13 protein-coding genes are annotated in these 24,846 nt (G+C 54.7%); 10 read left to right on the top strand and 3 right to left on the bottom strand.

Annotated features, from left to right (window positions below; translation table 11 throughout):
* The first annotated feature begins 1 nt into the window (after position 1).
* Positions 2-1,669: an energy-dependent translational throttle protein EttA gene (gene ettA / locus EHT87_RS18775; RefSeq protein WP_124908209.1), complete on the top strand. Its 1,668-nt coding sequence runs from the start codon at positions 2-4 to the stop codon at positions 1,667-1,669.
* 113 nt (positions 1,670-1,782) lie between these two features.
* Positions 1,783-2,607 carry an aminotransferase class IV gene (locus EHT87_RS18770; protein WP_124908208.1) on the top strand — a complete coding sequence of 275 codons (825 nt, stop codon included), beginning with the start codon at positions 1,783-1,785 and terminating at the stop codon, positions 2,605-2,607.
* 7 nt (positions 2,608-2,614) lie between these two features.
* On the opposite strand, the gene EHT87_RS18765 is transcribed toward EHT87_RS18770, so the two are convergent.
* Complete coding sequence (locus EHT87_RS18765) at positions 2,615-3,169, bottom strand: KdsC family phosphatase (RefSeq protein WP_124908207.1); 555 nt, start codon at positions 3,167-3,169, stop codon at positions 2,615-2,617.
* A 204-nt stretch (positions 3,170-3,373) separates the two neighbouring features.
* On the opposite strand from EHT87_RS18765, the gene EHT87_RS18760 reads away from it, so the two are divergent.
* Positions 3,374-4,585: an AGE family epimerase/isomerase gene (locus EHT87_RS18760; RefSeq protein ID WP_124908206.1), complete on the top strand. Its 1,212-nt coding sequence runs from the start codon at positions 3,374-3,376 to the stop codon at positions 4,583-4,585.
* Positions 4,586-4,592: 7 nt separating this feature from the next.
* On the opposite strand, the gene EHT87_RS18755 is transcribed toward EHT87_RS18760, so the two are convergent.
* Complete coding sequence (locus EHT87_RS18755; protein WP_124908205.1) at positions 4,593-5,387, bottom strand: Rossmann-like and DUF2520 domain-containing protein; 795 nt, start codon at positions 5,385-5,387, stop codon at positions 4,593-4,595.
* 417 nt (positions 5,388-5,804) lie between these two features.
* Between EHT87_RS18755 and EHT87_RS18750 the strand changes: the two genes are divergently transcribed.
* The 7 genes from EHT87_RS18750 to EHT87_RS18720 all read left to right on the top strand — a co-directional run bounded on the left by EHT87_RS18750 (position 5,805) and on the right by EHT87_RS18720 (position 23,317).
* Positions 5,805-7,643, top strand: a complete 1,839-nt coding sequence (locus EHT87_RS18750; protein ID WP_229321176.1) for a tetratricopeptide repeat-containing sensor histidine kinase — start codon at positions 5,805-5,807, stop codon at positions 7,641-7,643.
* A gap of 72 nt (positions 7,644-7,715) precedes the next feature.
* Positions 7,716-8,369 carry a response regulator transcription factor gene (locus EHT87_RS18745; protein WP_124908203.1) on the top strand — a complete coding sequence of 218 codons (654 nt, stop codon included), beginning with the start codon at positions 7,716-7,718 and terminating at the stop codon, positions 8,367-8,369.
* Positions 8,370-8,583: 214 nt separating this feature from the next.
* Complete coding sequence (locus EHT87_RS18740) at positions 8,584-10,275, top strand: hypothetical protein (RefSeq protein WP_124908202.1); 1,692 nt, start codon at positions 8,584-8,586, stop codon at positions 10,273-10,275.
* Entirely contained in the window at positions 10,259-17,698 is a 7,440-nt protein-coding gene (locus EHT87_RS18735) for a hypothetical protein (protein ID WP_124908201.1), read from the top strand. The genes EHT87_RS18740 and EHT87_RS18735 overlap by 17 nt, the downstream gene beginning before the upstream one ends.
* Positions 17,695-19,701, top strand: a complete 2,007-nt coding sequence (locus tag EHT87_RS18730; protein WP_124908200.1) for a fibronectin type III domain-containing protein — start codon at positions 17,695-17,697, stop codon at positions 19,699-19,701. The genes EHT87_RS18735 and EHT87_RS18730 overlap by 4 nt, the downstream gene beginning before the upstream one ends.
* Before the next feature lie 11 nt (positions 19,702-19,712).
* Positions 19,713-22,874, top strand: coding sequence for a fibronectin type III domain-containing protein (locus EHT87_RS18725; RefSeq protein ID WP_124908199.1), 3,162 nt, complete (start codon positions 19,713-19,715; stop codon positions 22,872-22,874).
* Positions 22,871-23,317: a hypothetical protein gene (locus EHT87_RS18720; RefSeq protein ID WP_124908198.1), complete on the top strand. Its 447-nt coding sequence runs from the start codon at positions 22,871-22,873 to the stop codon at positions 23,315-23,317. Before EHT87_RS18725 ends, EHT87_RS18720 begins: the two co-directional genes overlap by 4 nt.
* Positions 23,318-23,489: 172 nt before the next feature.
* On the opposite strand, the gene EHT87_RS18715 is transcribed toward EHT87_RS18720, so the two are convergent.
* On the bottom strand, positions 23,490-24,839 hold the full coding sequence (locus tag EHT87_RS18715; RefSeq protein WP_124908197.1) for a Gfo/Idh/MocA family protein: 1,350 nt from the start codon (positions 24,837-24,839) through the stop codon (positions 23,490-23,492).
* Positions 24,840-24,846: the final 7 nt, after the last annotated feature.

The raw sequence follows: 24,846 nt of genomic DNA, 5'->3' as shown, positions 1-24,846 counted from the left end.
AATGAGTCAGGAAACGATTATATTTTCCATGGCGGGTGTCAGTAAAATTATTCCGCCAAACCGACAAATCCTAAAGAATATCTACCTTTCCTTTTTTTACGGTGCAAAAATCGGCGTTTTAGGCTTGAACGGCTCCGGAAAATCGACGCTTCTGCGGATTATTGCCGGTATTGATAAGAACTTTCAGGGCGACGTTGTGTTTTCGCCGGGCTATTCAGTGGGCATGCTGGAACAGGAACCGCAACTCGATCCAACCAAAACCGTGAAGGAAGTGGTGGAGGAAGGCGTGCAGGAAACGGTGGATCTGCTGAAAGAATTTGATCAGATCAATGAAGCCTTTGGCGACCCAGACGCCGACTTCGATAAACTAATTGCCAGACAGGGAGAGGTTCAGGAAAAGCTCGATCACCTGAACGCCTGGGAACTGGATAACCGGCTTGAAAAAGCCATGGACGCCCTTCGCTGTCCGCCTTCGGATGCGAAAGTGGCGAATTTGTCGGGCGGAGAAAAACGCCGGGTGGCACTCTGCCGCCTGCTACTCCAACAACCCGATGTCCTGCTGTTGGACGAACCAACCAACCACCTGGATGCCGAGTCGGTGTTGTGGCTGGAAGAGCATTTGCGCCAGTATGCCGGCACCGTCATTGCCGTCACGCACGACCGGTATTTTCTGGACAATGTCGCCGGCTGGATTCTGGAACTGGATCGGGGCGAAGGCATTCCCTGGAAAGGAAATTACTCGTCGTGGCTCGATCAGAAGCAAACCCGGCTGGCCAAAGAGGAAAAGCAGGAATCGAAGCGCCAGAAGACCTTGCAGCGCGAGCTGGAATGGGTCCGGATGGCTCCCAAAGCCCGGCAGGCCAAGTCGAAAGCCCGGTTGGGTGCCTACGAAAAGCTGCTGAGCGAAGACAACCGCCAGAAAGAAGACAAGCTGGAGATATTCATTCCGGCCGGGCCGCGGCTGGGTTCCAAAGTGATTGAAGCCCACGACGTTGCCAAAGCATTTGGCGACCGGCTGCTGTTCGAACACCTGGATTTTCAGTTACCACAGGGCGGTATTGTCGGGATTATCGGTCCGAACGGAGCCGGTAAAACGACTTTGTTCAAGCTCATTACCGGCAAAGAACAACCCCAAAACGGTACGTTTGAAGTCGGCGAAACCGTCAAGTGGGCGTATGTCGATCAGGAACACGACGGACTGGAAAGCGATAAGACGGTTTTTCAAACCATCGCCGGTGGTAACGAATGGATTATTCTGGGCGGCAAACAGGTGAACGCCCGCGCCTACGTCAGCCGGTTTAACTTCACCGGTTCCGATCAGGAGAAGAAAATTGCCAACCTGTCGGGCGGGGAGCGCAACCGCGTTCATCTGGCCATGATGCTGAAAGAAGGGGCCAATCTGCTGCTGCTCGATGAGCCGACCAACGACCTGGACATCAACACGCTGCGCGCATTGGAAGAAGGGCTGGAAAACTTCGCCGGTTGCGCCGTCGTCATTTCCCACGACCGCTGGTTCCTCGACCGTGTGGCCACGCACATCCTGGCGTTCGAAGGCGATTCGCAGGTGTATTGGTTTGAAGGTAATTTCTCCGAATACGAAGAAAACCGCAAAAAACGGCTGGGCGGAGATGCCACACCGAAACGGATCAAGTATAAAAAATTGGTTTGAGAATTTTGATGGGAACGCGGATTGAACGGACGTAACGGATTTTCAAGGATAATATCTGTTTTGATTCGTTACATCCGTTCAATCCGCGTTCTCATCAAAACTTGCTATTTATTATGGCCTACTACGGCTACTTCAACGGCTCCATTCTCCCCGTCGAGCAGATTTCGTTCGGCATCACCGACCTCGGACTGCTGCGCGGCTTCGGGCTATTCGATTATTTCCGGACCTACAACGGCCGTCCGTTTCAGTGGGACTGGTATTGGGAGCGGTTTGCCAACTCGGCGGCCAAGATGCATCTCCCTCTGCCCATTCAGAAAGAGGAAGCCTATCGGGTTGTGATGGAGTTGATCGATAAAAGCATTCTGCCGGATGTTGCTATACGCTTTGTGATGACGGGCGGCTACAGCCCCGACAGCATCAGCGTGGTCAATCCCAACCTGGTGATGATCACCGAAGAGATTCATCCCACACCGCTCAGTCAGTTTGAAGAAGGCATCAAGGTGATTCTGGATGACTACGTTCGGGAGATGGCCGAAGTGAAAAGTACGGACTACAAACGCGTTATTCTGCTCGCTCAGGCCATCCGCTCGGCGCGGGCATCGGACGTGTTATACCACAAAAACGGCGAAATCAGTGAGTTGAGCCGCAGTAACTTCTTTATTTTCAAAGGCGACCGACTCATTACCCCCAACCGGCATATTTTGCACGGCATCACCCGGCGAACCGTCATGAACCTGGCGCAGAACGATTTTCAGGTGGAAGAACGACCGGTTTTACTCTCCGATCTCTACGACGCCGACGAAGCTTTCACGACCAGTTCGACCAAAAAAGTGCTGCCGATCGTCCAGGTTGGCGAACTGACCATTGCCGACGGAATACCGGGCAAACGGACCCTGTTTTTGCTGGAAGAGTTTAATGAATTAGTGGGTAATTGGTAAGATCCTATCACCGTTCGTTGTGCAGTTTAAACGGTTCCACATCCGTCAGCCACGACAGCCACTTGCCCTGCGCTTTCATCACCTGCTCGATCACATCGCGAACCGCCCCACGGCCACCCGGAACGGGCGACACGTAGTCACAAACCGCTTTGATTTCATCCGCAGCATCAGCCGGGCAGGTACTGAGCAGATTCGGGCGGGAAAGCACCTGAAAATCCGGAATATCGTCGCCCATATACAGCACTTCCGCTTCGTTGATTTGATCACGATTCAGGTAGCCCAGGTACGCGTAGATTTTCTGCTCCGTCGGGCCACCCATGAAAATATCCTTGATTTTCAGGAATTCCAGCCGCTTCCGAACACCCACCTGGCTTCCGGCAGAAAGCACAGCTACCCGGTAGCCGGAATGGACGGCCCGCTCGATGGCGTAGCCGTCGCGGATGTTGAACGTCCGGAATTGTTCGCCCGACTCAAGCGCATTGACGCTGCCATCCGTCATCACGCCGTCGACGTCGAAAATAAAGGTGGTTATCCGTTTAAATCGTTCCTGTAAAGTAGCCATGTGATTAAAAAGCGATGGATGAGAACACGGATTTTGCGGATTAAACAGATCAAAACGGATTTTATTTTATCGGTGTGAATCCGTTCAATCCGCAAAATCCGTGTTCCCATCAAAAAGACGAAAATACGCGTTCAATCGGTTTAATTTCCATTTACTCCGATTTTCTTATAGTTTCGGGAATGCCAATGAATGCAGATAAGTTGAATGGATTTTAGTAAACTGGCTGCTCAGTATCAGGAAAGCCTTTTTCGCACGATTATCCCTTTCTGGACCAAACACAGCCGCGACACCCTCTGCGGTGGCTATTTTAATGCCCTGACGGACCAGGGCGACGCCTTCGATACCGATAAAGTCATCAAGCTTCAGGCCCAACAAATCTGGGCTTTTTCATTTCTGTACAACCAGGTCGACGCCATTCCGGTGTGGCTCGATCTGGCCCGATACGGTGCGGATTTTCTGCTCAACCACGGTCAACACGAAAACCGCTGGCTGGGTGTTGTCGATCGGCGGGGGAGGGCCGTGGCGCCGGCCCATTCGATTGAATCCGATTGCTCGGCCGCCATGGCTTTTGCGCAGTTGTATACAGCTACGAACGAACCGAAATTTGCGGATGTTGCCCGGAAAACCATGCTGGCGGTGATCACCCGCCGACTGGAGCAGCGGGAGCAATGGGAAATTCAGTTGGGCGGTTTCCGAGAACTGAAGCATCTTGGCGAACCGATGCTCCTGCTGAAAGCGTTGCTGGAAACCCGCTCGTTGCTGAATGCCGATTTGTATAAACAGGCGTACGAAGCGGTTTTGAGCGAAATCCAGAACGAGTTTTTCGACAAACGCATTACGGTTTTGCGGGAACACGTTTTGCCCGGCGGCTCGTTCTGTGACAGCGTACGCGGACGGCGGTTGCACGGCGGCTACGGTTTTGAAACCGCCAGTTACCTGCTGGATGCTGCGGAGCTGACCGGCAACCGGCGACTGGCCCAGCAAGCCGTTCAGATGGCGCTTCATTTGGCGGATATTTGCTGGGATGAACCGGTGGGCGGTTTTTTCCAGTATGCCGATTTGAAAGAGCGTCCCAGCGTTTATAGCGAATGGGACCGGAAATTATGGTGGGTTCATTCGGAAGCCTTGTCGGTGTTTTCGAGAGGATACGTACACACCCGGCAAAATGATTGCCTGAAGTGGTTTCGGAAAGTACACGAATACGCCTGGCAACATTTCCCGGACAAGGTCAACAAAGAATGGTTCGGCGTTCTCGACCGGAAAGGGCAACCCGTTTCGACGGTGAAAGCGACGCCCGAAAAAGGGTGTTACCACCTGATCAAAGGGTTCTACGAAACCTGGCAGGCACTGGAACAGTGCTCCGCCATTGCGGACAAAACCCGCACTGAAACGCGTTTAGGTCGCCGACTGATCTGAGTCGGTTTTACCGCCGGTTTTGGATTCCATCCGACAGCATCCGGTAAAGTTGAAGCACCTCCGGCTTGTCCGACAAATAGGCCAGATGAAGGCTCAGCGTTGTCACATCATTACGTCGGGCCGGGCCAGTTTGCACCAGCGCCGGATGCCGGGCGTCGAGCGCCTTCTGAACGGTTTCTTCAATCAGCGGTTTCAGTAGATCGAACTCCAGATTTTCCGAATCGGTCAAGTCTTTGGCAATGCCGAGGAGGTAATTCGTGAAATTGCAGGCAAACACCGCGGCAACGTGCAGCACCTTTCGCTCGTGCGAATTAACCAGATACACAATCTGGCTGAGTTCCTGGCCCAGTGCAATCAGTTGATTTTCCGACTCCTTGTCGCTGGCTTCGATGCAAAGCGGAATGGTCTCAAACCGGAGCGGGTTGGTGCCCTTGCTGAAGGTTTGTAGCGGGTAGAAAACGCCTGTCCGAACCGGAACGTCGCTGTAAATATCCAGTAATCGACGAAGAATTTCCAATGATTTGCTGCCGGACGTATGAACCACCAGAGCATTTTCGGGCAACACCAACTGCACCGTTACCTCTTCAATGGCATCGTCGGGAATGGCCAGAATGAACAGTTCCGACTCACTTTCGGCAAAATTCAGATCGGGGGTCAACCGGGCATCATACAACATCGAAATAAGCTGCCGGGCGTTTTTTTCATCGCGGCTGTAGACTTCACAAATGAAGTGCCCGGCATTTTCAAATGCCATTGCCAAATGCCAGGCCAGATTACCGGCACCAATAAAAGATAGTTTCATCGAATCGAAATAATCTCCAAGTATACTAATTTAATTAAACGGTAACTATCTCATTGTCAGTTAACACCGTTAGATTTTGGGTTTTGACTGCGTTTTTTATTCCTTCAGAATCCTTCCCGTTTGTAATTGGAATTTTTAGCGTTGAATTCTACTGAATTGTAGGTCTACGCATACCAATCAGGCCGCTTAACACTGTTAGATGTACATTCAAACAAAGAAATCACCTTTCTATTATTCCTTTTAGATGGATTTGATCAGGATATGACCGCATAGTAACTCGCTTATTGATTGATAACAAATTAATTAGTAATTAGCTGGTAACTCTACAAAGCAATGAGGACGGTTTATCTGCTTGTTTGTTTTTGGTTTTGTACTCGCTCAGGAGAAGCGCAGGTTCCGCAGACCCTCGACTCGGTGATGGTTTATCTGAAAAATCATACCGCGCTGGATACAAACCGCGTCATCGCACTCAACGTAATGGGCCGGGAACTCCACTCGACGGGAACCCCGAATTACAAGCGCGCCGATTCCGTTCTGCGCGTATCCGAAAAACTGGCACTTGACCTTCACTATGGTCTGGGATTAGGCAAAGCCTACACAAATATAGCATCCATCTATTTCCTGACCGATCGGCCGCAGCAGGCTTTGGCGTATTTCCAGAAGGCATTATCAGTGGCGGAAGCCTATTCTCTTTCGTTGCGGTTTACCTGCGGAGCGTTCTCCAATGTAGCGGCCGCTTATAACAAGCTGGGGCAGTACGACAAAGTGGTAGAAATCCAGCTTCGTTCCCTGCGCCTTCAGGAAGAAAAGAACCTCCGGCCCCGCATTTCAGCAACTTACGAAGGGCTTGGAAATGCCTATCGAAACCTGGGCAAACCCCGCGAAGCATTGCCCTATTACCAGCAGGCACTGGCGATTCGCCAGGCTGGAAAAGAAATTCAGGGGATGGCAATCGTTGAAAATAATCTGGGAGTCACGCATGATCTCCTGGAGCAATACAACCAATCAATCTCGTACTATCGCCGGGCGTTGAAACACGCAGAGGAAGTTAACTTTGAATTATTACAAGCTGATATTCTGGTTAATCTGGGACTGGTTTACCGTCTGACAAATCGCCCGTTAGAGGGGCTTCCTTACGTAAAACGCTCGCTGGCGATTGAGCAGAAGCTGCAAAATAAAGGCGGTTTAGGCACGGCGTTTTTTAATCTGGGCCAGATTTATCAGGATCTCAAGCAGTTTGGCCCGGCCGAAGAGTATATGAGAAAGGCCCTGACGCTAGCCAATGAAGTGGGAAATAAACAAAAAATTACCGATTATACGGCTGGATTGGCGGAGCTTTACAACGACATGAAGGAGTACAAACTCGCCTACGACAAACAGGTGCAGTTGGCCGCCCTGAAAGATTCGTCGGTGACGCTGGCAACCAATCGGCAGGTGGAGGAATTGATCACGCAGTATAAAACCGAAAAGAAGGAACAGCAGATCAAACTGCTCAATCAGCAGGCCAAAATTCGCGAAGAAGAACTGACCAATAAACGCTTGCAAACCACGGCTTTGCTCATAACCGGCACCCTGCTTTTGCTGTTGGGCGCAATGATAACGGCCTGGCTTCTCAACCGGGCGCGGCTCCGGCGGCTGGAGGAAGCCCAGCAACTCCGCAAGCAGATTGCGCACGACCTCCACGACGAAGTGGGCAGCACGCTGAGCAGCATTTCGCTCTTGAGTGGGATGGTAAACGGCATCATTGCCCAAAACCGCCCGGAATCGGTGGAGCGGGCCGTTCAGAAAATCAATACCGATGCCCGCCAGATTCTGGAAGCGATGGACGAAATTATCTGGACCATCAACCCCAGCAACGATACGCTGCACCGAATCGCCTTGCGGCTCCAGGAATATGCCCAACCCCTGATGGAGTCGAAAAACATTCAGTTTTCGCTGGTGGCCGACCCAACGCTGGATACGCTGCCCATCCCGATGGAGGTGCGCCGAAACCTCTATCTGATTGGAAAAGAAGCCATTAATAATCTGGTGAAGTACTCGGAAGCGACGCAGGCCACCATGCGGTTTGAACACCAGAAAGACCAGCTTAACGTCGTGATCGAAGACAACGGACGCGGTTTTGACACCAGCCAGCTTTCGGAACGAACGGGACAAGCCAGTATGCAGCAACGCGCACGGGCGATGGCGGGTACGCTCAATGTGCAATCGGGGAGCGGTTCCGGAACAAAGTTGCACGTATCGGTCCCCATCGGATAATTATCCGATTGTGCGGTTTTCATACCGACTCTACATTTGTTAACCTGCTAACGGCCCACTGTTCCATTGACCATGATTCGCGTTTCCATTTTCGATGACAATAACTCCCTGCGCGAAACCCTCGCGATGATTTTCGACGCCACCGACGATCTGATTTCGACCGGATTGTATGCCAACGCGCTCGATGTCGTACAGGCCGTTCAGCGAGATTCGCCCGACGTCATTCTGATGGACATCGACATGCCGGGCCGTACTGGTATTGAAGCCGTTCAACTCCTTCGCGAACAACGTACCGCAAGCGGATTAGCCCTGCCTAAAATCCTGATGCTGACGGTTTTTGAAGACGTGGAGCGCATCTTCGCGGCTATTTCGGCGGGAGCCGTCGGGTATCTGCTCAAGAAAACGCCCGCCGATAAAATCATCGATGCCATCCGCGAAGTCATGAATGGCGGAGCGGCCATGACGCCGTCCATCGCGTTGAAAGTTCTCGAAGCGTTCCGGCCGCAGCCCAAATCGCCCCCGGTTACATACCAATTGACAGACAAAGAAAATGAAGTACTGTACCGGCTGGTGGAAGGCGATAGTTACAAGCTCATTGCTTTCCACTGCGGCATCAGCATGGGAACCGTGCGGACGCACATTGTCAATATTTACGAGAAACTCCACGTCAACTCCAAATCGGAAGCCGTTGCCAAAGCCTTGAAAACCGGTTTGTTTCGCAACTGAATTTCAGCATCCGGTTTCTCAGCCGCGCGTACTACTACGCGTTATCGATCACCGGTCCCACTCTCCGCTCTCAATCAACTAATTGATTATAAGCAACCTATCTTCACAGTTTCTTTACCGTAGTTTCCCTATCATACATTTATCCGATTGACGCGCACGGGGCGTATCGGTAGCTTTGATACCGTTGAAGTTACTTTCAAACCGGTGTCAGCGCATGCGTCCAGCTATACTTCTTCTTTGCGGTTTTTGGCTAAGTGGTCCCGCCTGGGCTCAGACCGATTTACCAGCGGCCAAATCCTCCCCGGTAAAAGTGTCGGGCGGCCTCAACGCTTACGCCGGCTTTTATACCGCCAATGGGATTGCCGCCCGCAACCAGCCTTCTCCATTTGGCCTGAGTGGTTCGGTAACCGTTGCACTACCGGGCGGTATTTTGCTGCCTTTTTCGGCGGTTTTGGGCAATCAGGGCAGCAGTTTCCGCCAGCCTTTCAACCAGTTTGGCGTATCGCCCACCTACAAATGGGCGACGGTTCACGCCGGGTATCGCAATGTTTCGTTTTCACCCTTCACGCTGGCGGGCCACACGTTTCTGGGCGGAGGGGTTGAAGTAAATCCCGGCAAGCTGCGGCTGGGAGCGGTTTATGGGCGATTTAACAAAGCCATTTCCACCAGTCTGGCCGAACCCGATATTATTCCGGCTTACCAACGCACCGGCTACGCCGTGAAAGTTGGGTACGGAAAACCGGGTAATTACGTCGATCTGGTGATGCTGCGGGCGAAAGACGACACAGCATCCATTGGCGCCGTGCCCGAAACCGCTTCCCAAATCATTAAACCCGCCGAAAATCTGGTGGTTGGCGTCACCACGCGTCTGCTGATTATCAAGCACATTACGGTTGAACTGGATGGTGCCGTGAGTGCCTACACCCGCGATGTTCGGAGCAGCCCGGTTTCGGCCGAGGGCAATTCGCCGTTGACCCGTCTTTTTGGTAAACTCCTGACGGCCCGGCTGTCGACCCAGGTCACCCAGGCAACCCAGGCCGCCATCGGCTACCGGACGAAAAACGCGGGAATTAAACTTCAGTACAAGCGCATCGACCCGAATTTCCAGACGATGGGAGCCTACTATTTTCAGAGTGATATCGAGAGCTACGCCATTGCCCCCAACCTGTCGCTGATGAAGGGGAAGCTTCGGCTCTCCGGCAGCTACGGTGTGCAGTTCGACAATCTAGCCCGTACGAAAAACGCCCGGACCGGTCGAAAAATTGGCTCACTGGTGGCTTCGTACAATCCGGCGACGGCTTTCGGCATCGACCTGCAATTGTCTAACTACGGCATCAGCCAGCAGGCGGGAATCCGGCCCATCATCGACACCGTCCGGCTGGCCCAGAATAATTTTTCGGCGACCGTCAATACCCGCTATACCATTCAGAATGACCGCGTTTTGAACCTGTTCACCCTGACGGCAACCCGCCAGCAACTGAGTGATCTCAATCCGAACACGGCGGTGTTTACCAACAATACCAACACAAACCTGAATCTGGGGTATTTCTACCAGCGCATCACCAGCGGTTTTGGGGCCAATCTCCTCGCGTCTTACACGCAGGCGAATCTGGCGCAGGGCATGAAAACGAGTTTCTACGGCCCGACGCTGGGGCTGACCAAGTCGTTTTTGACCAACAAACTCAGCACCTCGCTCAACGGCAGTTACCTGATCAATCAGCAGACGGGAGCGGCCCGGGAAACGATGCAGGGGCAAATCATCAATGCGTCGGCCAACGCGGGCTACCAACTTGGCAAACGCCAGAATCTTACGTTTCAGATGGCATATCTCAACTCAAATACCGGCGTTGCCGAACAACGCTACAACGAACTTCGGGGCACTTTAGGTTATGGCATCACTTTCTAAACTATTCACCGGATACGGGATCTTCGGGCTGCTTTGTCTCGCCCTATTCAGCCCTGAAACCGCAAGAGCGCAACAAGTTCAGGTGACGGTCAACGTGCTGCCGCCCTACAGCGCCTACATTCAGGACTATGCCACGTCGGTAAACCGGGTCCAGATTTTTGTGCGCAATACCACGGCCACCCCCGTCAACATCCGGTTGCAGGCCAGCGTGACGGGCGACAACGGCGTGGACATTCGCACCCTGCCGAATTTCCGGCCCGTGGTGCCCCTGCGACTGGGACCGCTGGAAAACAAACTGCTCACCCGCCCTGATCTCGAGGGCTTGTTCGACCTCAACCAGATTAGCGTGGAGGGCCTGGATAAGAACCTGTTGTATCAGGGAAAACCGCTGCCCGACGGCCAGTATCAACTTTGTCTGCAGGTGTTCGACAACGCAACCAGCCGCCAGTTGTCGGCCGGCGAACCGCTGGGGTGTTCGCCCCCATTTCCGGTTCGGGCCATCGAGCCGCCCATCCTGATTGCGCCCCTCTGCGATGGGGAAACACTGCCCGCAACGCCCCAGGCCACGGTTTTTACGTGGACACCACCCGCCGGGATTTCGCCCACTCAGGTCAGCTACACGCTGCGGGTGGTGGAATTGCCGCTTGAAAACGTGGACCCGAACGTGTTTATCGACGCCGTTGCACTGCCGCCTTCGGGCATCGAAATCAAAAACCTGCTGGCGAGTACGTTTCTGTACGGACCGCAGTATCTGCCACTGAAACCGGGCAAACGCTACGCCTGGCGGGTACAGGCCGTGGACAAAACCGGTCGGCTAAATCTGCTCAACAACGGCAAAAGTCCGGTCTGCGCGTTTCGGTATGGCCCGATGCTGCGCGACCCCATTGGCGATTTTCCACCGCATTACCTGACGTTTCTAAAACCGGGCGAAGGCAAAGGCAAAAAGCTGCCGGAGGTGCCGTTGGGATACGGCAATCCGCTCTACCTGAGCTGGGAGATGGCGGGCTCATTGGCAACGATGTTGTCCGAAAACCGAGCATCGCCTTTCGACTCAAAAATTGTGGCAAAAGCGCAGCCCAGGAGTTATGACCTGACCAAAACCAATCTCAGTTACCGGGTTCTCATTAAAACACTGGCTCAACCGAACAAACCCGCCCAGATCGTGCTCGACCGGCAGGTAAAAACGCCGTATTTGAGTGCTGAAAAAGTCGATTTGCCCCCTACGCTTCTGCCGGGAAAACCGTACCGCGCCGAAGTTGAACTGGTGGGTCTGACGGCTTTGCAACGCAAAACCTTCGGCCTGTCGAGCCACCCGATTGCCGCCGAACCCCGCAGTTTTTCACTGGTTACCAAAAACTCGGGAAGTCAGTCTGACTCGGTGTATGTGAAAGGTGTGCTAGTGTTTCGCTACCCCGGCGAAAACGGGGGCGGCCACCTCATGCCCAATACCTGGCTGGTGCTGAAGCGGATCGAAAAAAGTGGCTACGAAAACAACATGGGCTATACCAAAACCAACGCCCTCGGCGAGTTTACGGTGGCCGTGGCCCGCTGGCAAATTACGCCGACGGATACGGTGGCCAAGCCCAACAGTTATCAGGTGCGGTACCGGGTGGTTTCCGGTAACATGTATTTGCTGCCGTCGGAGCAGACGTTCACCATCTCGCACGAACAGGTTGGGACGCTGGATGCCGGAACCATTCTGATGCCCGCCAAAGGCTATCGACTGCGCATTACGGCCCGGCAGGCTTACAAAGACTGGCCCGGTGCGCCCAATGTGTCCCTCAGCGGCAAACGACTGGTGCTGTATCGCAAACCCAACCAGCAGGTCGACGACTATCTGCTGCCCCTGGAAGGCCAGATAGACCGTTCTACGCATGCGCAGAATCCGGCCCAGAACAACACGATGTCCGGCGGGCAGACCACCCTAAACCTTGGCACTGGGATTTCAGCGGTTAACACCAGTATCAATACCCCGAAAAAAGCGGCTAATTCAGAGCCGGTGAAGACCGATGTCGACAAGAAGAAGGAGGGTATTGCGGCCCAGTTGCAGACCGACGCGTTGCAGAAAGAGGTTGAACAGGCCGGGTATACGTTCATCGGCATCACCACGCTTCAGGCCGACGGCAATGCGTTCAAAGCCAGCATCGACCAGATGCTGTACGCTTTCAATCCGCTCGATAAATACGCGGTGTATTGCCCCGACTGCGGCCAAAAACCCGACGATGCCGAAACGTTCTGGATCAACGCCCCCAAAGAAGCGCTGTCGCCCGTGCTGGCCCGCACCGAAAATTATACGTTCAACATCCAGACCACCGAAGCGCCCACGGTGACGTTCAAAGGGAAATTGACGTACCAGTTTGCCGATCCTGGTAAAGACGGCGCCGATGTGCGGCCCCTGGGAAAAACGACGGTACGGCTTCAGGTCGTTTACCGCAGGAGCAACGGAAAATCGCTGTATTACAATCAGGTTCCTTCCGGATTTACCGAGTTTCATAAAACCCTGAATCAGACGCTGGCGACGGACGAAACCGATCAAGACGGCAACTTCTCGTTCAGTGTCAAACTCACCAAACCGCTCGAACTGGGCACGCTTGACGCCGTTACCGAGAGCAATGCTGATTTTGGAACGGACCAGAATGTCTACGTCCGAACCTTACAGGTGCTGGTCGATAACGCGTATTACACGCATCCTTCGAGCCAGTTTGGCGACACGGCGGAGGAGCGCATTCAGCCGCAGGGCCAGTACGATCTCGGCACGCTGCTGTCCAAAGTCCGCAGCTACGGCCTGACCGTCGAGGTTCGGTCGGACACGACGGGTCTGGGCGGAGCCGAAAAGCAGGTCAGCGGCATTCAGCAGGCGTTGTCGGGCATTGCGGTTCATGTGCTCCGCCGACCGCTGCCGGTGACGCCCGGCCAGGCACCACCCAAAGACGAAGGCCAGGGTTTGAACGAGAAGATGACCCTCAATGGCGTAACGTATGCGGTGGTTTCTTCCGCGAAAACCAACGCCGAAGGCATCGTGAAATTTACGCGGCTGGTGGTGGCGAAAGACGAAGCCGATACGTACCTGATTGCGACCCAATCGGGAAAAACCGGTCAGAATAACTACGAGATGGCCAGTCTGAAAAGTATTCTCATTTCGGAAAAATATTACCCGGATTGCATGGAACATCCTTATTCAAACGCGTCAGCCGCGCAGTTGAAAGAGGCCATTGCCAAAGGGCAGGTGACGTATAAAACAGACGTCGGAACGATCGGTTCCGTAGCCATCGACTGCGCCTGGACCACCATGCGGGTTGCCGATAGTCCCGTCAACAATTCCGGGGCCCTGATGAAATACACCGGTAATTCGCCCTTCACCGACGGATACAAGTACAGTTTCATTGCGCCGATCATGCGCTACCTCAAACCCGGAAATCCGAGCGTAAATGTGCGGGTGGTGGATAAAACGAACCCAACCAAAGGCATCTGGGCCGCGGAGGTTTCCCTCAACTACGGCAAACAAATCATCGCCGGTCACTGGTCCGACCCATCGGGGTATGCCTCGTTTACCGACCTGCCAACCGGCAAGAATGCCGTGCTGACGATTGAAAAGGAAGGTTATATTTTCGACAGCTACGTGTATTATGATCCGGCGAAGAAAGACACGGTAAAAATGCCGGCGGGAAAGGAATTAAAAATCAACCTCGGCGATTTGATGCTCGGTCAGAACGTGTACATCGACCGGATTCTGATGCAGCCCAATACGCGGTACATCGGCTCGACGGTCGATCAGGACGCGTTTGAAGCCAACCCCGGCGTTCAGCCGAAACCGTCGCTGGAAGCTTACGTGCAGATTGATGACGGCTATTATTTCAAGACGTTTCCGTCGAACGTCAACAAAAACATTCAGCGTTTTGCGGCCTACGCGCCCAGCAGCAAAGCGGATTCGCTGAAGATTTATCCCGTCAACATCAGTTATTTCAATGAATTCCGGCTGGTGAGCCAACTACCCAAACCGGTGCCCAGCACGCTCGCTTCCGACCCCAAAGGAATGCTCAGTGTCGATGCGGGCGAAGTAAAAATCTACCAGCGCGACCACCGGATCAGTTTCTTTTTGCTGGACAATGTCGCCAAAAAACCGATAAAAGGCGGCACGGTACGGCTTTTCGGACGCAATGAAGCGGGCTTTGTCTTCGGACCGAGCGATGCAGATGGTCTGCTGGATGCCCAATTCAAGAACGTCTCGGTCGAAAACCTGTTTGTCGAAATCCTGGCTCCCGGCTATGTAACCAAGACGCAATCGGTCACGAACGTAGAATCGAAATCGTCCAAAATACAACCGGTTTTGCTCGAACCCGCCAGTCTCATCAAAGGGGTTGTGGTGGTTAAAACCGCCGATAATAAAGAAAAACCGCTAGTCGGTGCCGAAGTTTTCGTAGCGGGCGGTTCCAACACCCAGACGCCATACAGCACAACTTCGGGACCCGGCGGTTCGTTTACGCTGGCGGTTGGCAAACAACTGAAAGACGTTACCATTCAGGCTACCTACCGCGAAGAAGGAAGCAAATCAGCGTCGACCGGCCCGGACGGAAAGCCGCTAATCATGGTCGTTGCGGGCGAGAGCTACGCGGGCGCTACCGAGAAGAACTATCCAGTGCCGCAAGCCCCCAATGCGTCGCTGAAACTGACGCTGACCTCCTTCGATAAATTCAAGATTGCCACCATCTGGGGCTTTCCGATCAAGGTGGAAACCCTGACGGCCCTGCCCAACGGCACCGTCCGGGTTTCGGGCGAGGTCGATCTGAGCAGTCCGCATCTGGGGCCATTCGCCATTCTCGATCCTGATTTGCGGGTTCGGTTCGAAAACGTCATCTTCAAACCCAGCGCCAGCGACCCGAAAGTAGGCGAACCGACGACCGTGAACGTTCCGCTGAAAACGGGAATCCTGGATAATCTGGGGTATTACAGCAAGCTCTACAAATCCGGCGACGTTCCGCTGTATAACATCCGCTTAACCGCCTTCGATAACGTATTTTCGGGTGGGAATTTTCAAATCGTCAAATCCGAAGGCTCGTCGGGGGTGATTATGGCGCAGGCGCAGGTCATCGACAATTCGTTTAAATTCTCGGAAAACCTGCTCAAGTATCAGAAAGGCCAGTTTTTCCTTTACGACCCCAAAACCGCCGGGCAACCCGGAACGCGCCCCATCGTGGTGGCTTTCGACTCGGGCACCGGCACCAAAAAACGGACCGATTTCGGTATTTGCAGCAAAGACGGCAAACCGATCGAGCTGGAACTGCTGGCGTTCAAAGCCACCAGCAGCCTGGAAGGTTCACGCCTGATGGGCGACGAAATTCACCTGAGTCCCACGCTGACCTGTCACCTCAAAGACGCCATTCCCAGCAGCCTGACGGTGAACGTAGGCGACCTGGTGTTGAAAAATAACACGGTAGATGCCAAATCGGGCCAGACTCCGCTCACGTTTACCCTCGCCGGAAAATGGAGCGTCGAGGTTCGCAACTGGGTTCTCGACTACAAACAGGGCGGTTTTTATGCCACGGAAGGCGTGGTAAAAACCGGTAAAGTCGATATGCCGATTTCGCTTTTCAACCTCCGCGCCGACTTTTTCAAACTCGATGCGAAGCCCACCAACACCCTCGATCTGGCGGGCATTGCCCAGATTAACCTCGGCGGAAAAGCCTTTTTCGGTTACGACCAGGCCACGGGCAGCGATCTGAAAGGCCACTGGGCGCTGGTGGTGGTGCCCGACGGCAATAAACAGGCGGGAGTGCTTTCGGCGGCTTCCAAACTGCCGGGATTGAGCAGTGACCTGACTTTTGAAACCATTTCGCTGCTCGACAACGGGGAGGACGTATTTTCGTTCGGCGCCAGCAGCCAGTTGGTAAATTACTACGGGGGCGTGATGACCGTCCGGCCCAAAACCATCGAAACCGGTCCTGATTATTTCTCCTTCGACGCCGGGATGTCCACCACCATTCCGAACGCGCCGAAAGATATTCCGGTGCGGCTGACGTATTACAAACCGGGCGGAACCGGCCCCGTTACGCTCAAAACCATCGTGCCGGGCGGTTATACCGTCGATACCAAAGGGCAGGTGCGGTTTGTGGCCGGGCAGGACGTGGCGCCGGATGGCGCTCAGAAAACCGCTTTCTATTTCGGCGACAAGATCATGGCGATTCGGGGCATGGTGGAAGAACCGGGCAAGCTCAAACTGGGCCAAACCGACAATGTAAAAAATGGGGGAGTCGTGCTGGTTCATTCAATCCAGGACGGCGGATTTACCTACATCACCCACGACGTCACCATCGACCTCAACGATTCCAAAAAAGTGGAGTCGCTGCCTGTTCAGGCTTTCGTCAAGGCCAATTACAAACCGCTGAAAATTGAGTTAGGAGGGAAATCCTTCGGGTCGGTGCAGTGCTACCAGCCCGTTAAAAGCGGCCAGTGGGATCTGCTCACCTTTTCGGGGATTCCGCAGGGCTACACGATGATTCCCGAGAAAGAAGAGAACCGGTTGACGTTTACCAATTACGGGTCGATCCGGGCCGAAAATCAAAAAATCAAAGCCGACGGGATTGGTGGCGAAGGCGGTTTTCCGGGCATGAGCCTGGAGTACGACATGCCCAACAGCCGCTTTACCGGCACGGTGACGTTACCGCCCAATATGCCGCTGCCGCCCACCATGCGGGTTCAGAAAGGCGTGGCGCAGGTCCGGATCGACCCCAAAGGCTTTTACCTCGTGGCATCGGCTACGGTTGAAAATGTGCCGCTGATCATTCCCGTGACGATGACGGCGGGCCTGATGCTGGGCTACTACGACAGCCCGGAATTCAAGGATGCGGAATCTGTTCTGTTCAGCAACACCCACCGAAAATCACTACCCTGCGCCTTTGGAACGGGTTTCAAAGGGGTTTTCGTGAACGGCCAGTTGCCGATTCCTGTCATCGACAACTTTACGTACCAGCAAAGTTTCGGCGTGGGTGAGGTCAAAATGGGCCTGAATGCCTACGTTGACGGCTACGCTTTCGCCAATTACCAGTCCGGCGGTGGCTTTACGTTCGGAACGGGTCTGGGTGCGGGCGTTCATTACTACGCCTACGGCCAGGTACTGAACGTGTCGGCATCCGGCTCAATCGACGTCGACGGGGCATCGCAGTTTGCCCTGAACCTGAATGGCTCCACCGTATCGATGGCGGCTGACATGAAAATGTCGGCAAATTTCAACGCCCGACTCAACGTCGATCTCGGCATCGATTCCTATTCCGTCGATCAAACCATTGGCTTTTGTCTGGGAATGAACATGCCCAATCTATCGTACACCATCGGCGGAGGTGCCAGCGTGTCTGCCCCCAAATTCAGCTGTGATTTCAATTCGTGTGAAGAGAAGAAAGGATGTCAATCTGTTTCAACCAATCAATGAAAACGCGCCTTATCATTCTGTTGCTATCGACCCTGTTCAGCCTGTCAGCGCGGGCGCAGTACCCGCAGATTCAGTCGGGGCGGTATGGGGTATTTGTCCAGGTTGACCGGCTTTTGCACGGCCCGCGTTTTGCGCTGGAACGGCTCGAAGCGGGCACCCGCGAGTGGGAGCGGGTGTATACCAACGACGATGCCCCCCGCTCGGCCAGCGACCTGAAAATGCGGTTGATGCTGATTGCGCCCAAAAATCCGCTTTACGATTTACCTTCCGATACGCTGGCTACCCGCTTGTTCCGGCAATTCTCGGCGGCTCCCACCACCGATTCGCTGTTTGCGTTCGGGCAGCACCCGCAAATTCTGGAAGCCCTCGGTGTGGGCTATCTGGACACGGCGGTCGTTGCCGGGCGTCGGTACGATTACCGGATTCGGCTGGCCGATTTACCCGCCGACGCCCCCATTCGCACCACACGAACCGCAACCGTGCCGGATGCCCAAACCCGGCGCGGGCGGCTGGCCACCACGGCCCGGTCGCTGCACCACGAGGCCGACGGACGTTCCGTACGCATTACGTATCTGCTCAAAAAAACCGTTCCAACGCTGGGCGGCATGCGGGTGATGCGGGCGACCTACGCCCAGACCGACTTTGCCGAAATCGGCGCGGATTGGGGATTTACGAAAGGAAAGAAAGACAGCACGTTCGCTTTTTTTGTCGACCGCGACGCGCGCCGGAAAATGATTTATCAGTATGTCGTCATTCCCATCGACCTGTTGGGCAACGAAGGCCAACCGTCTGATACGCTGACGATTACCAACCTGCGCGATGGAGAAGCCCTGCCCGTCATTGCGGCATTGAAAGCCACCAGCGACGAAAAAAACGGCGCCATCCGGCTTTCGTGGCAGTTGTCGAGTACCAACGACCTGCGATCGGTGGAAATCTGGCGCAGCACCCGCTACGACGACGGTTATGCCCGCATCGGCTCGGCCCAGCCTGCCGACACGGTTTTTCTCGATAACCGGGTCGAACCCGTCGAAAGCTATTACTACCAGCTCCGGCCCAACGGCACCTACGGCCAGATGGCGGCATCGGTGATTGTGTCGGGCATGGTGAAAGCCTATCGCCCGGCGGTCGTTTCGCCTTCGTTTCTGCGGGTGAGTGAAGGCAATGATACCCTGCGGTTTAGCTGGCAACGCGCTGATTTCGACACACGCGGCTATTACCTCTACAACTCGACCGGCCCCGGCACGCCTTTACAACCCTATTCGGGCCTGATCGAAACACGGGATTCGGTGATTCATTTTGCCATTCCGACCAAAAACCTGCCCATCGGAGTGAGTTACCGCTGGGCCGTAGCGGCTTTGAATACCAGCTACCATGTCGGCCCCAAAAGCAACGAAGTGCATACGTCCATGCGCCTGCCCGACCGCGTGGCGACGCCGTTCAATCCGGTGGTTTTGCGGCAGGAAAAAGGCGTGCTGGTGGTGTGGGATAATATGAAAGAAATCGATCCTTACATCGCGGGGTATGCGGTTTATCGCGTCGAAACCAACCAGAAAGAAACGTTGCTGTATCGCCAGACGCCGAAGGATCGCGCCCGCAACGCCTACGCCGATACGACCGTGCAGCCGGGCCGGCGGTATTCGTACCGGATCAAGGCGTACCGGACCGATGCCAAAGAAAGTGCCTTCAGCACGGCCACCAGTGAGTATTTTCGACCGTTGTCGCCGGTGCTTCCGTTGCGCGGCATTAAAGTACTGGCTGTCAATCAGGGCGTTCGCATAGCGTGGGATGAGCCGCTGGATCGGAACCTGGACAAAATTGTGGTATATCGCTACACCGACAAAACCGACCGCCCCCGGCTAATTGGCACCTTGCCGGGACGCCAGACCGAGTACATCGACCGCGAAGCCACCCCCGGTATTGCCTATTTCTACACCCTGGTAGCCGTTCAACCCGACAAACGCGAAAGTGACCCCACCGACCCCATCGGCGTGGAGTGGCGCTAACTGAAAAACTCATGAAAAAACAACACATCGCTGCCGTTTTGGGTTGGTGGCTGGCCTTCACGTCCGTTTTGGCCCAGACCAACAACGCTCCGTCCAATCTGGCGGCTTCGGCCCAGTCCAGCAGCCAGATCAATCTGACCTGGAAAGACAACAGCACCGGCGAATCGGGCTTTGAAATCGAGATCAGCACCGATAACCGGTCGTTTTCCAAACTGGCCGATGCCGACGCCAACGCCACATCCTACCAAAGCACCGGTTTGAAGCCCACCACCCGGTATTATTACCGAATCCGGGCAAGTTTGCGGGGCGGCCCAACCACCAACTCCAATACCGCCGACGCAACGACCCTGCCCGTGCCCACCTCCACGGTAAACGACCTGAAAGCAAGCGCAAAAAACACGACATCCATTGAATTGACCTGGACGGACATTGGTAAAGAAGCCGCTTATTACCTCGAACGGCGAATCGGTCAGTCGGGTCGATTTGAACGAATTGCCACCACGCCGGTGGGCTATACGGACAACAACCTGACGCCGGGAACGGAGTATTGCTACCGGGTCATGCTGGTGACATACGAACCCGCTCCGTATTCCAGCATCGTCTGTGCCACCACGCAGGCTCTGCCCCCTACGAAGCCCAACGCCCCGGCGCGGCTGACGGCTACGGCGGTGTCGCCCAGCCAGATTAATCTGCAATGGGCCGATGTGTCGGATAATGAAAACGGTTTTCAGCTCGAACAAAGTCCCGATGGCACTAGCTGGTCTAAAATTGCCGATTTGCCAGCGAACACCACCAAGTACGAGAATACCGGCCTGAGCGCGTCTAAAAAGTATTATTACCGCATTCGGGCCGTCAATACCGCCGGGACTTCGTTGTTTTCCGACGTAGCTGACGCCACGACCCAGGCGGCTCCGCCGGGTGCGCCGACGAACCTGGTGGCAACGGCGGTGTCGCCCACGCAGGTTAATCTGAGCTGGACGGCACCCAACTCAAAATCAGGTGATTATTACGAAGTGCAACGGGCCAATGCATCCGGCGGAAATTACGAGACGCTTGGCAATGCGCAGGTCGACGCGAACGGAACCGGGGCCTTTTCTGACCCCAACCGGACACCCAATACGAAATACTGTTACCGGGTCCGACGCTACAGTGCTCCGCAATCGGATTTTGGGAACGAAGCCTGCGTAACGACGCCCGCGCCCGCCCTTACCGTTCCGCGTCCGGCGAGCAATCTGGCGGCAACGGCGGTTTCGTTTTCGCAGATCAACCTGACCTGGACCGACAACGCCGATACCGAAAGCGGTTTTGAACTGGAACGCTCAACGGATGGCGTCTCTTTCCAAAAAATCGCGGATGTTAGTGCCAATGCCACATCGTTTAGCGATCAGAACCTGCAACCGCGTACCAAATACTATTACCGGATTCTGGCTAAAAACGCGGCCGGTCCATCGACCTATTCCAACGTGGCGGATGCGACGACGCCCGACGGTCCGCCCGCAGCCCCGGCCCGGTTGACGGCCACGTCGGTTTCGCCTAGCCAGATTAATTTGCAGTGGGCCGACGTGTCGGATAATGAAACCGGTTTTCAGTTGGAACAAAGTCCCGACGGAGCCACCTGGAAGAAAATTGCCGATCTCCCCGCCAACGCCACGACGTATCAAAATACCGGTCTGAACGCAGCGACAAAGTATTTTTACCGGATCAAGGCTACCAATGCCGTTGGCGAGTCCGGCTATTCCACTACTGCCGACGCCACGACGCAGGACAAGCCGCTGACACCACCAACGGCGCCCGCCCGGCTGACAGCCACGGCAGTATCGGCCACGCAGATTAACCTGGTCTGGGCTGACTTGTCGGACAATGAAAGCGGTTTTGTGATCGAGCGCAGTGACAACGGAACCAGCGATTGGACGAAGGTTGGCGAGGCACCAGCGAACGCAACGGCGTTTCAGAATACCGGTCTGAAACCCATTACGAAGTATTTTTACCGCATTCAGGCTACCAATCCGGCAGGTCAGTCGGTTTTTTCCAACGTAGCCGATGCCACGACGCCCGATGTGGCACCCGTTGCGCCCGCCCGGCTAACGGCTACGGCGACATCGGCGGTCAGTGTCACGCTCAGTTGGGGCGATTTATCGGGCAACGAAACCGGCTTCGAGATTGAGCGCGGCAGGAGTGAAACCGGGACGTTTAACAAACTGGCGGACGTGGCGGCCAACGGAACAACTTACGAAGATCGGGGCCTGACGCCCGCGGAACCGTATTGTTACCGGATTCGGGCCAAAAATGCGATTGGCGCGTCCGATTATTCCAACACGGCCTGTGTCACCACACCCAACGTGCCACCAGCCGCGCCCACCCGACTGACCGCCACCGCCGTTGCGCCGACCCAGATTAACCTGGCCTGGGCCGATTTATCGAACAACGAAAGCGGTTTTGAGATCGAGCGGGGGAGTAGTGCGACGGGTTCGTTTTCCAAAATTGCCGATGTTCCCGCCAACGCCACAACCTACGAAGATAAAAACCGGACAGACAATACCGCGTACTGCTACCGGGTTCGGGCCAAAAATGCAGCCGGCGTTTCGGGCTTCACCGACGCGGTTTGCGCCACAACGCCCCTGGCTCCTCCGGCGATTCCCGGAACTTTGGTGGCACAATTGGCCGACTACGACCAGGTGAAGCTAACCTGGCCCGCGGTGTCGAACAGTGCGGTTACGGTGGTGGTCGAACGGTCTACCGATCCGAACGCCGGATTTACGGAGATTGCGCAGCAGCCAGCCGCCCAAACCAATTACCTGGACGTTGGCTTACAGGAGTTTACAACCTATTATTACCGCATTCGGGCGGTCAATACGGCGGGAAAATCGGGGTACTCCAATGTTGCCAACGTGCGGATCGAAGAAATTATCATTGCCGTAGAGGATGAATGGGCGACGCACACGTTCTTTTCCGTCAACCAGAAAACCTTGCAGGTGAACACCAACTGGTTTCAGCCTACGCAGACCTCGATTCAGCTGCTTACCATGACGGGACAGGTCGTTTTGACCGATTCCCGCAAGGTGCATCCCGCCGATGTCTGGACGTATTCGCTCGATCGGCTACCCGCCGGTATATATCTGATTTCCCTCGTCGCCGACGGACGTTCGCTCACCAAACGGTTTCTTTTGCCATGAAAAAACAACGCTATTTTTTGCTCATTTTCCTTCTAATGAGCCTGGCGAGTTGCCGGGTGAAACCACTGGCACCCGTCACCGATCGGCTGGCAAAAGTCTGGAAGGCCAATACCGTCAAGGAAGCGGATTTGCTGGTGTTTACGCTGGGAGCGCCTACGAACATTAAACCGGGTTATACCCGCTTCCGGCTCGATCTGAGCCAGGCTGACAAGGTGAGTTTAATTGACATCGACGGTCGGCTCGTTACGGGAATCTGGACAGTTTCGACGGATAACAAGCGCCTGATCCTGAGTAATCTGACACCAAAACCAACCAATACCGGCGGCATTATTGAATACTATATTCTAGCCGAACCCGACGGTTTGTCGCTCGAATTGCAACGCACGGCGGAAAGCCGCAAAACCGGTAACACGATTGATCAATACGCCCTGATTCCCGAATAGTCGATTGCAACGCCAGCCGCCCCCGGTTTCAACGGGGGCGGGAAAAACGACGGCAACGCTGGCAACCGAACCGTTTATAAACCGTTAAAACGGTTGTTAGAAGCTACTAAGTTAGCGTTTATAACCCCCGGTTGAAACCGGGGGCTAGACACAATTTAACGGCTATACAATTTTACACTTTGGGCTCCCAGCCTTTTTCGTAATCCCGGCTCCAGAGCTTTTGGGCGTCTTTGTCGCCGATGATGTGGCCATTTTTGGGGTCGATTTTCAAATCCCGACCCACGCGCCAGGCAATATTTCCCAATTGCATCGCCACTACGCTTTTATACCCCAATTCGACATCGCAATTCGGACGGCGGTTGTTTTTGATTGCATCCAGAAAATCCGCGACGTGGAGATTGTCCATGCCTAAACTCGGGCTGGCCGTGTTCCGACCCTGCACATCGCCTTCGCCGTCACTGACGGATTTTATGTCCTTCACCAGCTTGCCGTCCAGATCATAAACTTTGTAGCTATCCCCACCGGTATCGAGACTGCCGTTTTCGCCGTAGAAAATAATGCCGCGATCCAGTCCTTCAATTTTGCGGCCGTTCGAGCTTCGGGATTCCCACATCAGCGACACGCGACCGGGGTAATCCATCGTAATGACCTGGGTATCGGGCGTTTCCCAGTCGTCTTTAAATTCGTAGCGACCACCCACGGACGTGACGCGTGTCGGAAAATCGACGTTCAGTCCCCAGCGGGCCACATCAACCTCGTGGGTGCCGTTGTTCAGCGCTTCGCCGGTTCCCCAGTGCCAGAACCAGTGCCAGTCGTAGTGAATCAGGCCTTCTTTGTACGGCATTCGCGGAGCTGGCCCCTGCCACAATTCGTAATCCAGCCAGGACGGAACCGTCCCCGGTTTCAAAACCGTGGCCTTACGCTTGTTCGTATACCACGCTTTAGCCAGATACACGCGTCCGATAATACCGTTGTGCAACTGATGAATGCCTTCCGTTAAAACCGGTGCCGACCGGCGTTGCGCGCCCATCTGAACCACCTTGTTGTATTTGCGGGCGGCCGCAATGGCCAGCTCGCCTTCGTGCGGATTGTGGCTCAGCGGTTTTTCAACGTATACGTGTTTATTGGCCTGACAGCCCATAATGGTCAGCGGAGCGTGCCAGTGGTCAGGCGTTGCGATGTAAATCGCATCGATTGATTTGTCTTCCATCACTTTCCGGCAATCTTTTTCCGATTTGGGGCTGGCCGTCGATTTAACCTTTTTGATGGTGGCGATGGCCTTGGGAATGGCGCGTTCATCCACGTCGCAAACCGTGGCCACTTCGGCGTTTTTCTGTCCGGCAATGGTGCCGCCCATGCTGTTTCCCCGGCTGTTGACGCCAATCGTGGCTACCCGAATCAGTTCATTCGCGCCCATGATGCGGTTGTAGCTTTTGGCACTGAATCCGAAGGCCGTTCCGCCGACGGCCAGACTGGCCGAACCGGCGGCTATTTTCTTAATAAACTCGCGTCTTTTTTCCATACGAAGG

It is taken from the genome of Larkinella knui (genome assembly GCF_003858645.1).
GTDB classification, from domain to species: domain Bacteria; phylum Bacteroidota; class Bacteroidia; order Cytophagales; family Spirosomataceae; genus Larkinella; species Larkinella knui.
Note: the sequence above shows the minus strand (reverse complement) of the source record. Positions and strands in the feature narration are given on the sequence as shown.